This is a genomic window from Pseudomonas sp. P7759 (genome assembly GCF_013386445.1).
Classification (GTDB): Bacteria; Pseudomonadota; Gammaproteobacteria; order Pseudomonadales; family Pseudomonadaceae; genus Aquipseudomonas; species Aquipseudomonas azotoformans_A.
This window is the reverse complement of the sequence record NZ_JACART010000007.1, coordinates 390,035-402,639: the sequence shown is the minus strand read 5'-3', so window position 1 is coordinate 402,639 and position 12,605 is coordinate 390,035. Positions and strand designations below refer to the sequence as shown.

Sequence of the window (12,605 nt, the reverse complement as noted above, 5' to 3'; positions counted from 1 at the left end):
CCTTTGTCGCCGGCGGTTTACACAGCTGCCTGGTATTAAAGCCGGAGTACAGACTCCTGGCTAACCGACCTTTATAAGGGACCCGAAAATGGAATTGGTTGTAAAAAGCGTTAGCCCCGAAACGTTGAAAACCGCCACCCTCGTGGTCGCCATCGGCGAAGGCCGCAAGCTCGGCGTTGCCGCCAAGCAACTCGACGAACTCAGCGGCGGCGCCATCAGCGCAGTGCTCAAGCGCGGCGACCTGGCCGGCAAAGTCGGCCAGAGCCTGCTGCTGCAGAGCCTGCCCAACCTCAAAGCCGACCGCGTATTGCTGGTCGGCGTGGGCAAGGACGCCGAACTGGGCGACCGTCCGTTCCGCAAAATCGTCAGCGGCATCCTCACCATCCTCAAGGGCCTGGGCGGCACTGACGCCGCGCTGGCGCTCGATGAAGTCGTGGTCAAAGGCCGTGACAGCTACGGCAAGACCCGCCTGCTGGCTGAGAGCCTGGTGGACGGCGGCTACCTTTTCGACCAGTTCAAGAGCACCAAGGCCGAACCCCGCGCCCTGAAGAAAATCACCCTGCTGACCATCAAGGCCGCCCAGGCTGAAGTCGAGCGCGCCGTGACTCACGCCACCGCAATCGCCAACGGCATGTCGTTCACCCGTGACCTGGGCAACCTGCCGCCGAACATCTGCCACCCGACATTCCTCGGCGAACAAGCCAAGGCACTGGGCAAAGAGTTCAAGGGCCTGAAAGTCGAAGTGCTGGACGAGAAGAAGATCAAGGAACTGGGCATGGGCTCGTTCTATGCCGTGGGCCAGGGCAGCGACCAGCCGCCTCGCCTGATCGTGATGCAATACAACGGCGGCAAGAAGTCCGAGAAGCCTTACGCCCTCGTCGGCAAAGGCATTACCTTTGACACCGGCGGCATCAGCCTCAAGCCGGGCCTGGGCATGGACGAAATGAAGTACGACATGGGCGGCGCCGCCAGCGTGTTCGGCACCCTGCGCGCGGTACTGGAACTCAAGCTGCCGATCAACCTGGTGTGCATCCTGGCGTGCGCCGAGAACATGCCGAGCGGCGGCGCAACCCGTCCGGGCGACATCGTCACCACCCTGAGCGGCCAGACCGTCGAAATCCTCAACACCGACGCCGAAGGCCGCCTGGTGCTGTGCGATGCCCTGACCTACGCCGAGCGCTTCAAGCCACAGGCGGTGATCGACATCGCGACCCTGACCGGCGCCTGCATCGTCGCCCTGGGTTCCCACACTTCGGGCCTGCTGGGCAACAGCGATGAGCTGATCGAGCAACTGCTCAGCGCCGGTAAAGCTGCCGACGACCGTGCCTGGCAACTGCCGCTGTTCGATGAGTACCAGGAGCAGCTGGACAGCCCGTTCGCCGACATCGCCAACATTGGCGGCCCGAAAGCCGGCACCATCACCGCGGCTTGCTTCCTGTCGCGCTTTGCCAAGAACTTCAACTGGGCGCACCTGGACATCGCCGGCACGGCCTGGACCAGTGGTGGCAAGGACAAGGGCGCAACCGGCCGTCCGGTTCCCCTGCTGACCCAGTACCTGCTGGATCGCGCCAAGGCCTGAAACTGAAGACGCCGGGGTGGTGATTGTCTCACCGCCCCGGCCTCAGGAACCGCAATGACCCAAGTCGACTTCTATATATTGCCCAGCGCCGACCCGCTCGCGCGCCTGGACTTTGCCTGCAAACTCACCGAAAAAGCCTGGCGCATGGGCCACCGCATCTACCTGCATTGCAGCGATGCCGCCCAACGCGATGAGCTGGATGCCCGCCTGTGGCGCTTCAAGGGCGAAAGCTTTGTGCCCCATGGCCCCGCAGAATCCGAACCCGACGGCCTGGTTGTCCTGGGTTTGGGGGACAGCTGTGGCGATCACCAGGACCTGCTGGTCAACCTGGACCTGAAAGTACCGCCGTTCGCCAAGGCCTTCGCCCGTGTTGCGGAAGTGGTGGTGGAAGACCCGGCGATTCGTCAGGCCGCGCGGGAGAGTTTCCGTTTCTACCGCGAACAGGGCTATCCTCTGCAAGATCACCGGCTACAACGACTTTGAGTACATGATGGACAATCCCAACCCTATAAAAAAAGACGACCACCTGCTGGACGACCTGGAGTCGATCCGTCAGTTGCTCGGTGATGATGACTTGCAACCGCCGCTGTTGACCGAATCGGTCGAGGGTGAGGTACAGATTCCGCTGTTGTTCGACATGATCGGCGGCAAACCCGTCGCGCCGGAGCCTGTGGCTGTCGAGCCTGCTCCCGCCGAAAAGGGCCCCGACGCCCTGCTGCTGCATCTGGACAACGAACTGCGCGCCGCCGCGCAGTTGATCATGCAAGACGTGATCGACGACTTTGCCCCGCATATCGAGACCGAGATCAAGCGCCGGCTGGATGCGCGGATGGAGCGGTTGCTGAGCCAGTACCAGAATTGAAGCCAACGCAGATCCCCTGTGGGAGCGGGCTTGCTCGCGAAAACGGTGTGACCGTCAGCACATGCATTGGCTGATCCACCGCTTTCGCGAGCAAGCCCGCTCCCACATTTGCCGCCCATACATTTCAAGCCCGTCTTCGCCTCGCCCTGCGCCCTATCCCCCGTTATACTTGCCGGCTTTCCTGAATAAATGCCAACTAGGGTCCCGCCGCGCATGGATAAGACCTACCAGCCGCACGCCATCGAAACTTCCTGGTACAACACCTGGGAATCCGAGAATTATTTCGCCCCGCAAGGCGCGGGCGATTCCTACACCATCATGATTCCGCCACCGAACGTCACTGGCAGCCTGCACATGGGCCATGGCTTCAACAATGCGATCATGGATGCGTTGATCCGTTTCCGCCGCATGCAGGGCCGCAACACCCTGTGGCAACCGGGTACCGACCACGCCGGTATCGCCACCCAGATGCTGGTGGAACGCCAACTCGAAGCCACCGGCCAGAGCCGTCATGACCTGGGCCGCGAGAAATTCCTGGAAAAGATCTGGGAATGGAAAGACCAGTCCGGCGGCAACATCAGCCGTCAGATCCGTCGCCTGGGTTCGTCCGTAGACTGGAGCCGCGAGCGCTTCACCATGGACGACGGCCTGTCGGAAGCCGTGAAAGAAGCCTTCGTGCGCCTGCATGAAGACGGCCTGATCTACCGCGGCAAGCGCCTGGTCAACTGGGACACCAAGCTGCACACGGCAATTTCCGACCTCGAAGTGGAAAACCACGACGAGAAAGGTTTCCTGTGGAACCTCAAGTACCCGCTGGCCGATGGCGCCAAGACCGCTGAAGGCAACGACTACCTGATCGTCGCCACCACCCGTCCGGAAACCATGCTCGGCGATGCCGCCGTCGCGGTTAACCCGAACGACGAGCGCTACCAGGCGCTGATCGGCAAGTTCGTCGAGCTGCCATTGGTCGGCCGCCGCATCCCGATTATCGCGGACGACTACTGCGACCCTGAATTCGGCACCGGCTGCGTGAAAATCACCCCGGCCCACGATTTCAACGACTACGAAGTCGGCAAGCGCCACAACCTGCCACTGCTGAATATCTTCGACAAAAACGCCGCCGTACTGCCAGCCTGCCAGGTCTTCAACCTGGACGGCACGCTGAACGAGGGCATCGACGGCAAGATCCCGGCTGAATACGCCGGCCTCGACCGTTTCGAAGCGCGCAAGCAGATTGTTGCCGCCTTCGACGCCGCTGGCCTGCTGGTCAGCGTTGATGACCACGGCCTGAAAGTGCCAAAGGGCGACCGCTCCGGCACCATCATCGAGCCTTGGCTGACCGACCAGTGGTACGTGTCCACCAAGCCGTTGGCAGAACCTGCCATCGCCGCCGTGGAAGATGGCCGCATCCAATTCGTGCCGAAACAGTACGAAAACATGTATTTCTCGTGGATGCGTGACATCCAGGATTGGTGCATCAGCCGTCAGCTGTGGTGGGGTCACCGCATTCCGGCCTGGTACGACGAGTCGGGCAAGGTCTATGTAGGCCGCGACGAAGCCGAAGTGCGCGCCAAGCACAACCTCGGTGCCGACGTTGCGCTGCAACAGGACAACGACGTACTGGACACCTGGTTCAGCTCGGGCCTGTGGACCTTCTCCACCCTGGGCTGGCCGCAGCAGACCGAATTCCTCAAGAAATTCCACTCCACCGACGTACTGGTCACCGGTTTCGACATCATTTTCTTCTGGGTTGCCCGGATGATCATGCTGACCATGCACCTGGTGAAGAACGAGGATGGCACGCCGCAGGTACCGTTCAAGACCGTGTACGTGCACGGCCTGGTGCGTGATGGCCAGGGCCAGAAGATGTCCAAGTCCAAGGGCAACGTCCTGGACCCACTGGACATCATCGACGGCATCGACCTGGAAACCCTGGTACAGAAACGCACCTCGGGCCTGATGCAACCGAAACTGGCGAAGAAGATCGAAAAGCAGACCCGCGACGAATTCGCCGACGGCATCGCCAGCTACGGCACCGACGCCCTGCGCTTCACCTTCTGCTCGCTGGCGTCCACCGGTCGCGACATCAAGTTCGACATGGGCCGCGTCGAAGGCTATCGCAACTTCTGCAACAAGATCTGGAACGCCGCGCGCTACGTGCTGGACAAGGGCGAAGACTGCGGCCAGAACGGCGAAGCCTATGAGCTGAGCCTGGCTGACCGCTGGATCATCTCGCAGTTGCAGCGCACCGAAGCCGAAGTGACCCGCCAACTCGACCAGTTCCGTTTCGACCTGGCCGCACAGGCCTTGTACGAGTTCATCTGGAACCAGTATTGCGACTGGTACCTGGAACTGTCCAAGCCGGTGCTGTGGGACGAAAACGCGCCGGTCGAACGCCAGCGCGGCACCCGTCGCACCCTGGTACGCGTGCTGGAAGTGGCGCTGCGTTTGGCACACCCGTTCATGCCGTTCATCACCGAAGAAATCTGGCAGCGCCTGGCGCCGCTGGCCGGTATCGAAGGCAAGACCATCATGCTGCAACCTTGGCCAGTGGCCAACGAAGCGCGCATCGATGAGGCGGCCGAAAGCGATATCGAATGGCTCAAGACCCTGATGATGGGCACGCGTAACATCCGTGCCGAGATGAACATCGGGCCAGGTAAGCCATTGGCGGTGTTTGTGAAGAACGCCAGCGCTGAAGACCAGCGTCGCCTTACCGAGAACGATGCGCTGCTCAAGAAGCTGGCGAAGCTGGAGTCGATCACCGTATTGGCAGCTGATGCAGAAGCACCGCTGTCCGCCACCGCACTGGTCGGCGAGATGGAAGTGCTGGTGCCGATGGCCGGCCTGATCGACAAGGGCGCCGAACTGGCACGTCTCGACAAGGAAATCGGCCGCCTGCAAGGCGAAGTGCAACGCGTGGGCGGCAAGCTGTCCAACGCGGCCTTTGTCGACAAGGCACCGGCTGAAGTGATCGAGAAAGAACGCGCCAAGCTGGCCGAGGCTGAACAGGCCCTGGGCAAGCTGGCGGAGCAACATGCGCGGATTTCCAGCCTGTAAGGTGGACCGCGTGTCAGAAAGAGGCCTTAGGGCCTCTTTTTTTTGGGTGTGAAAACCCAATCGATGTGGGAGCGGGCTTGCTCGCGAATGCGGTCTATCAGACACACACCCAATGACTGACCCACCGTATTCGCGAGCAAGCCCGCTCCCACATTTAACCGAGGTCAACTTCGGAATGTGTGACAATACCCATCACTTTTGAAGCAACCCCAGAATCGACGTAGCCCATGACCGCCCCCAGCACGCCAAAACCTCCGCGCAAGAAGCCTAAAACCGCCGCCACGGCCAAGCCCGTCGCGCCGCGCAAAGAGGCGACATTGCACCCACGCAACCGCCACACAGGTCGTTACGACTTCCCGGCGCTGATCAAGACCACGCCGGAACTGGCGAAATTCGTGATCATCAACCCCTATGGCAAAGAGAGCATCGACTTCGCCAGCCCGGATGCGGTGCGCGTGTTCAACCGAGCGCTGCTGAAAGCCTTCTATGGCATCCAGCACTGGGACATTCCGGCCGACTACCTGTGCCCACCGGTGCCGGGGCGTGCGGACTACGTGCACTTCCTGGCCGACCTGCTGGCCAGCACCAACGACGGCAAGATCCCACGCGGCTCTATCGTCAAGGTGCTGGACATCGGCATGGGCGCCAACTGTGTCTACCCGCTGATTGGCTACATGGAGTACCGCTGGAATTTCCTCGGCTCGGAGGTCGACCCTATCGCCGTGGCTGCGGCCAAGGCCATCGTGCAATCCAACGACCTGAGCAAGGTCATCCAGTTGCGCCAGCAGACCAATCCCAAGCAGATCCTGCTGGGCCTGCTGGAGCCGGGTGAGCGTTTTGACCTGACGATGTGCAACCCGCCGTTCCATGCGTCCATGGATGAGGCCACCAAGGGCAGCGAACGCAAGTGGCGCGCCCTGGGCAAAGCCGATCCGAAACGCAAGTTGCCGGTGCTGAACTTCGGTGGCCAATCGGCCGAGCTGTGGTGTGAAGGCGGCGAAGCGCGGTTTGTGACGCAGCTTATTGCTGAAAGTGCGCATTTTGCCCACAAGGTGTTGTGGTTCAGCACCCTGGTGTCAAAAGCATCGAACTTGCCCGCCATCGAGACCGCCCTGAAAAAGGCCGGTGTCCTGGAAAGCCAGGTCGTGGAAATGTCGCAGGGTCAGAAGCAAAGCCGATTTGTGGCGTGGACCTTCCAGACCAAGAACGAGCAACAGATCTGGCGCCAGCGCTGGGTTCGCGACTGACAAATCGTAGGCAACAAAAAACCGTGCCCGGATCGCTCCGGAGCACGGTTTTTTTTGCTGCGTCTTACTTGTTAACAGCGTCGGTCAGGCCTTTGGCCACAACCAGCTTGATAACTTTCTTGGCAGCGATTTCGATGGCAGCGCCAGTCGAAGGGTTACGGCCAGTACGGGCAGGACGCTCGGTCACTTTCAGTTTGCCAACGCCTGGCAGAGTGATTTCGCCGCCGTTTTCCAGCTGGTCAGCAACAACTTGGCTCAGTTGGTCCAGCAGAGCGCGCACGGTGGTTTTCGGTGCGTCTACTGCTTCAGCCAGGTCAGCGATCAGTTGGTCTTTAGTAATAGCCATTGTGGTGTTCCTTCCCTATCAAATTCATATGGATTGCAGAGTGCAGTGTCAGCCGTCGAGCCCGACCGTCTAGGCCTGGCACCCCCGGCTATAACCACGGAGATCGGGGTTATAGATGCTTGAAACGGGGATTGGTTCGACCTGACAGATGCTGAATGCACGCTTATCGCCGAGACTTGGCGTAAGACGGGGCAAAACTAGCACAGAGACGGGGAAATATCCGCTTCTACCTACCCATTTGGTCAGCTTTATCGCTCTAAACCGTGAAAAAAAGGCATATGGCCCGTCGGACGGCGACCAAAACACCCTTCGAAGCCCGTCTCGGCCAATGGTGCGGTACACTTGGCGACTTTTCGGGGAGGCCCACCGCTCCCCGCTCAACCAGCCGAGAAGCCTATGCCGATCCGTCATTGCATCGTCCACCTGATCGACAAAAAACCCGACGGCACACCTGCAGTTCTCCACGCCCGCGACTCCGAGCTTGCCGAGTCGGCCGCCATCGAGAACATGCTTGCCGACCTCAACGAGAGCTATAACGCCAAACAAGGCAAGGCCTGGGGTTTCTTCCATGCCGAGTCCGGCGCGCACCCGTTCAGCGGCTGGTTGAAGGAGTATTTCGACGGTGGCCAGGATTTCACCACGTTCAGCCGTACGGCGGTCGAGCATCTGCAGAAGCTGATGGAGGAGTCCAACCTCTCCACCGGCGGCCATGTGCTGTTCGCCCACTACCAGCAAGGCATGACCGATTACCTGGCCATCGCCCTGCTGCACCACAGCGAAGGCGTGGCGGTGACCGACGAGCTGGACGTGACCCCCTCGCGCCACCTGGACCTCGGCCAATTGCACTTGGCGGCACGCATCAACGTGTCCGAGTGGCAGAACAACAAGCAGTCCAAGCAGTACATTTCCTTTATCAAGGGCAAGAACGGCAAGAAGGTTTCGGAATACTTCCGCGACTTCATCGGCTGCCAGGAAGGCGTCGACGGCCCGGGCGAGACCCGTACCCTGCTCAAGGCGTTCAGCGACTTTGTCGAAAGCGAAGACCTCCCGGACGAATCCGCCCGCGAGAAAACCAAGACTTTGGTGGATTACGCCAGCAGCCAGGCCAAGCTCGGTGAACCGATGGGGCTGGAAGAACTCTCGGGGTTGATCGATGAAGATCGGCCTAAGGCGTTCTACGACCACATCCGCAACAAAGACTACGGCCTGTCGCCGGAAATCCCGGCGGACAAGCGCACCCTCAACCAGTTCCGCCGCTTCACCGGCCGCGCCGAAGGCTTGTCCATCAGCTTCGAAGCGCACCTGCTGGGCGACAAGATCGAGTACGACGAAGCTGCCGGCACCTTGATCATCAAGGGTCTGCCGACTCAACTGACTGATCAGCTCAAGCGCCGTAACTGATGCTCGGCGGGGTTTTCAAGAAAGTCCTGCTGGTGTTGCTGGTCGTGGTGGTGATCCAGAACTGGGGCAAGATCGAGCGGGTGTTCAACCCGTCCCAAGTGGTATCGGAACAAACCCGCGCTTCAGCGCGGGTGGTGCTTTATTCCACCGAGTGGTGCGGTTACTGCAAGCAGATCCGCCGCTTTCTGGACCAGAAAGGCATTCCCTACCAGGCGGTCGATATCGAGAAGGATGCCCAGGCGCGCAAGGCGTATGAAGCGTTGGGCGGCGGCGGAATTCCGTTCGTGGACGTGAACGGCACGCTGATTCGCGATTACGACCCCGAAAAGATCATGGCGGCGCTGAAATAATCAGCGCACCACGATCATCCGTCCCAATACTGTATGCAGCTCAAAGCCAAGCACGGCCTGCAAGGCATTCAACACCGCCTGCGGGTCCTTGCTCGGGAAACTGCCGCTGACGCGCTTGGCGCCCATCTCTTCGTTGAGCAACAGAATGCGGCCTGGGTAGTAACGCTCCAGGTCCTTGACCACGTCCGCCAACGGCGCCTTGTAGTAATTGAGCCAGCCGTCGCGCCAGGCCAGGCGTGATTCGCTGTCCACCGCGTGCAGAGGGTCAGCAACGCCGTCTACGTAGGCCACTTGCTGTCCCGCCGTAAGAATTTGCTGCGCACCTTGCTTGGACGGCGTCACGCCAACCCGCCCGGACAACACCGTTACCTGAGCGCCTGCCGGTTGCAGGCGCACTTCGAATTGCGTCCCCAGCACCCGCGCTTCACCACTGCCCGCCTCCACCACAAAGGATTGCCCGGTGTGGGTCACGCTAAAAAATCCGGCACCGCGACGCAGCTGGATATGCCGTTCGCCATGGTTGAAATCCACGGCAATCGCACTGTCGGCATCAAGGGTGACTTGGGAATTATCCGCCAGCGTGACGGTTTTGACTTCACCGGGCGCAGTCACGTAGTCGGCACCGAAATCATCGACCCAGCGTGACGGCTGCCAGCCGGCGCCCATGGACACCATCAACAGCAGGCACGCGGCCATCGCCAAGGCGCCGGACCAACGCACCACCCGCGAGCGTTTCGGGGCGTTCATGGCATTGAGGTAGCCCTGCAACACCAACGAATCTTCGTCCGCCAGCTTGCGCGCTGGCACTTCGCTCAACTCCCACAACACCTGGGCCTGGGAATAGGCCTCGACGTGCGCCGGATCTGCCCGCAACCACTGGCTGAAAGTGGCCTGGTCGCCACTGCTGGGCTGGTCATGCAGCAGGCTCAACCAGGCCAGTGCGGCTTGTTCCTGGGCGGGCGTAGGAGTGACGTTCACGGTGCTTTCCCTGGCGATGGTTCGCGAAGGCTGGCTTTGCAGGCTTCGAGGGCACGCATCATATGTTTTTCCACGGCACTTTGGGACAGGCCCATGGCCTTGGCGATTTCTGCGTACTTGCGGCCGTGGATGCGGTTGAGCAGGAAAATCTGCCGCGTGCGTTCGGGAAGGCCGCGCAAGGCGGCTTCGACGTGGCGCAGGTCATTGCCGGCTTCCAGTGCCGCCTGGGGTTCAGAGCCTTGGTTGTCTTGCTGCTCAGGCAGCCAGCCTTCACTGCTACGCACCCGTGCGCCTTCGCTGCGCAGGTGGTCGATGGCGATATTGCCGGCGCAGCGCAGCAGGTAGGTGCTGAGTTCTTCGACCTGCACCAACGGCCGTCGCCAGAAACGCAGGAACAGGTCCTGCACCAGGTCGGCCGCCGTGGCGCGGCAGCCCACGCGGCGACTCACCAAGGCTTCCATCTGCGAACGCTGGGACAAAAACACCTGCAGGAAATGCGCACGCCCACCCGCCGCGTCAGCGTGCGGGCTGTCCTGGGATTCGGGTGGCGTGCTGATCATCATGGGCGGGCTCAGAGAGTGGCGAAGGCTGCAACAGGACTGGCGAGCAGACCAATGCCCGCCAGGATCAAGGCCAGCCTTGGCCGGTACGGCAACAACAGCACCAGCAGCAACGCGCTGAGCATCAGCACGGCGCACCACTCCACCAGGCCCCGGCCCCAACCGGCGACATCCACTGCCGGCCAGATCGACACCACCAGCAACAACCAACCGATCACCCGCAAACCCAAGCGCCGACGAGGCGAGGGTTTGCTGTGCAGCAACTCGCCGTGGTGACGGTCCGTGGACAGGCACAGTGCGGTGAACCCGGCGTAGCACATCAGCAGCGCGAGCAGCATTCAGTTCGCCTCCTGCTTCAGCGTCAGGGGGCGTGCGCGCTCTGCTTTAGGCGCAGGCGCGGTGCGACGCTGCATCTTCCAGGCGGCCCAGCCGAGGAAAACGCCACTGGCCAGACAGGTCAAGTCGAAGCCAGCCATGGCCCAGTCGCCGGTTGCCAGCGAAACGCCCAGGTGATGCGAAGTCGTCAATGCATTGAGCAGCGGGATCGCGATAAACAGCAACGCGCCGAAGCTCAGTTGCTCGACCCAGCCCTGGCGACCGCGACGCAGCATGGCGTGCAACAGGCTCAGCCCCCAGGCAATAAAGAAGGTTTGCACTTCCCAATCGGAACGCTCGGCAAAGCTTGCCGGCAACAAACGGTTGGCCCAGAAAAACGCGGCGATGGCGATCATCAGCCCGGACATGCTGGCGATGTTCAACACTTCCACCAAGCGCAACTCAAACGGCATGACCGCAGCCTTGGCATGTTTGAGCTGGCGCTTGCCGAGCCAGATCACCAGCCCGGTGCCAATCATCGCCGTGCCCGCCAGGCCGCAGATAAAGTACAACCAGCGCAACACCGGACCGGCGAAGTGGCCCATGTGCAGGCCATAGAAAGTACCGCCGATAGCAGAAGGCAACGACTGCCCGCCACTGACCCGCACCAGCTCGCCGGTCGTGCCGTTGAAGGACACGGTGCTGCCAAAATCATGCACCACGCTGTCGGAACCCGCGCGGAACACATTGACCGAGGCGTTCACATCGCTGGGGTTATTCACGGCGACGCGCCCCACATGACCACCGGCCCATTGCGCCCGCGCTTGCTCGTACATCGGCATCAGCGGCAGCAATATGCCTGGCTGACCCGTTGCCGGCGCGTTGTTGGTATTCGGGAACACTTCGCTGAAGAACGCTCGGGTGTCTCCCCCATAGGAAGCCAGGATCGGCGCCGGCATCACCATGCTCATAAAGATCACCAGGCTGCTGTAGGTGATCATCAGATGGAAGGGCAACACCAGCACGCCGACCGCGTTGTGCCCGTCAAGCCAGGAGCGCTGGCCCTTGCGGGGGCGGAAGGTGAAGAAGTCCTTGAAGATTTTCTTGTGGGTGATGATGCCGGTGATCAAGGCGATGAACATCACCATCGCGGCGATAGTCGACAGCCAGCGGCCCCAGGGATGGGGCATTTGCAGCTGGAAGTGGAAACGATAAAAGAAATCGCCGCCCATGCTTTCACGGGCTTGCACGGCCTGGCCGGTGACGGGGTCGAGGGTTTTCTGGATGAAGTTTCCGCGTTTGCCAGGGTCGACCTTGTCTTGCCACATCACCGACAGGCCGGGGTCGCGGCTGTCCGGCAGGGTGATAAACCAGCGTGCAGCGGTCGGCGCGACTTGCTGCAGATAGGTCTGGGCGACCGTCAGGCTACGCGCGTCGTCCAGGGGGCGGGCCTGCACTTCAGGCTGCATCCAATGGCTGATCTCATCCTTGAAATACGCCAAGGTGCCCGTCAGGAAAATCGCAAACAGCAGCCAGCCAAAGATCAGCCCTGCCCACGTGTGCAACCAGGCCATGGCCTGGCGAAAGCCCTCTTTCATGTGCGTGCCATCCAGAAGCCCACACCCGCCAGGGTGGTAAATACCGCGCTCGGCAGCATCACGCCAAACCAGGCGCGCGCGGCGCTGCGGCAGGCGAAACACCAGAGCACCGCCAGCAGGTAGAACACGAACGAGCTCATCATCCCAGTGATCACGGCGTCAGCGCGAGAAGTGGGCATCCACAGCGCCAGGCAGATGCTGGCCAGGGAAGCCATCAGATAGCCGCCCACCACGGCAGCCAGCACGCGCGAGGTAACGGCGAGGCGATAGGAGACAGGCAGCGAGGTTTTGCTTTTCATGCGGGAGGCG

General features: G+C 61.3%; 13 protein-coding genes. 7 read left to right on the top strand and 6 right to left on the bottom strand.

Going from position 1 to position 12,605, the window contains the following annotated elements; translation table 11 throughout:
- Positions 1 to 88: 88 nt before the first annotated feature.
- The 5 genes from HX823_RS10705 to rlmF all read left to right on the top strand — a co-directional run bounded on the left by HX823_RS10705 (position 89) and on the right by rlmF (position 6,748).
- A complete protein-coding gene (locus HX823_RS10705; protein ID WP_038851273.1) occupies positions 89 to 1,579 on the top strand; it encodes a leucyl aminopeptidase in 1,491 nt (496 codons plus the stop codon).
- 54 nt (positions 1,580 to 1,633) lie between these two features.
- Complete coding sequence (locus tag HX823_RS10700; RefSeq protein WP_033902453.1) at positions 1,634 to 2,062, top strand: DNA polymerase III subunit chi; 429 nt, start codon at positions 1,634 to 1,636, stop codon at positions 2,060 to 2,062.
- Between the two features lie 7 nt (positions 2,063 to 2,069).
- Positions 2,070 to 2,441, top strand: coding sequence for a DNA polymerase III subunit chi (locus tag HX823_RS10695; protein WP_177074862.1), 372 nt, complete (start codon positions 2,070 to 2,072; stop codon positions 2,439 to 2,441).
- A gap of 213 nt (positions 2,442 to 2,654) precedes the next feature.
- A complete protein-coding gene (locus HX823_RS10690; protein WP_177074839.1) occupies positions 2,655 to 5,501 on the top strand; it encodes a valine--tRNA ligase in 2,847 nt (948 codons plus the stop codon).
- A 227-nt stretch (positions 5,502 to 5,728) separates the two neighbouring features.
- A complete protein-coding gene (rlmF, locus tag HX823_RS10685; protein WP_177074838.1) occupies positions 5,729 to 6,748 on the top strand; it encodes a 23S rRNA (adenine(1618)-N(6))-methyltransferase RlmF in 1,020 nt (339 codons plus the stop codon).
- 64 nt (positions 6,749 to 6,812) lie between these two features.
- On the opposite strand, the gene HX823_RS10680 is transcribed toward rlmF, so the two are convergent.
- Positions 6,813 to 7,094, bottom strand: a complete 282-nt coding sequence (locus HX823_RS10680; protein ID WP_003188840.1) for an HU family DNA-binding protein — start codon at positions 7,092 to 7,094, stop codon at positions 6,813 to 6,815.
- A gap of 396 nt (positions 7,095 to 7,490) precedes the next feature.
- Here HX823_RS10680 and yejK point away from each other — a divergent pair, with 396 nt between their 5' ends.
- Together yejK and HX823_RS10670 are read left to right on the top strand one after the other, a co-directional pair.
- Positions 7,491 to 8,495 (top strand): nucleoid-associated protein YejK, encoded by a 1,005-nt coding sequence (gene yejK, locus HX823_RS10675; protein WP_010212893.1) that lies wholly within the window; start codon positions 7,491 to 7,493, stop codon positions 8,493 to 8,495.
- Positions 8,495 to 8,845 (top strand): glutaredoxin family protein, encoded by a 351-nt coding sequence (locus HX823_RS10670; protein WP_038850043.1) that lies wholly within the window; start codon positions 8,495 to 8,497, stop codon positions 8,843 to 8,845. The genes yejK and HX823_RS10670 overlap by 1 nt, the downstream gene beginning before the upstream one ends.
- Here HX823_RS10670 and HX823_RS10665 read toward each other — a convergent pair whose 3' ends face one another.
- The 5 genes from HX823_RS10665 to HX823_RS10645 are packed head-to-tail and all read right to left on the bottom strand — an operon-like array spanning position 8,846 to position 12,595.
- Positions 8,846 to 9,823 (bottom strand): FecR family protein, encoded by a 978-nt coding sequence (locus HX823_RS10665; protein WP_038850040.1) that lies wholly within the window; start codon positions 9,821 to 9,823, stop codon positions 8,846 to 8,848.
- A complete protein-coding gene (locus HX823_RS10660) occupies positions 9,820 to 10,386 on the bottom strand; it encodes an RNA polymerase sigma factor (protein ID WP_177074837.1) in 567 nt (188 codons plus the stop codon). The genes HX823_RS10665 and HX823_RS10660 overlap by 4 nt, the downstream gene beginning before the upstream one ends.
- 8 nt (positions 10,387 to 10,394) lie before the next feature.
- On the bottom strand, positions 10,395 to 10,721 hold the full coding sequence (locus HX823_RS10655; RefSeq protein ID WP_177074836.1) for a DUF3325 domain-containing protein: 327 nt from the start codon (positions 10,719 to 10,721) through the stop codon (positions 10,395 to 10,397).
- Positions 10,722 to 12,296 (bottom strand): PepSY domain-containing protein, encoded by a 1,575-nt coding sequence (locus HX823_RS10650; RefSeq protein ID WP_177074835.1) that lies wholly within the window; start codon positions 12,294 to 12,296, stop codon positions 10,722 to 10,724.
- A complete protein-coding gene (locus tag HX823_RS10645; protein ID WP_177074834.1) occupies positions 12,293 to 12,595 on the bottom strand; it encodes a DUF3649 domain-containing protein in 303 nt (100 codons plus the stop codon). The genes HX823_RS10650 and HX823_RS10645 overlap by 4 nt, the downstream gene beginning before the upstream one ends.
- Between the last annotated feature and the right edge of the window lie 10 nt (positions 12,596 to 12,605).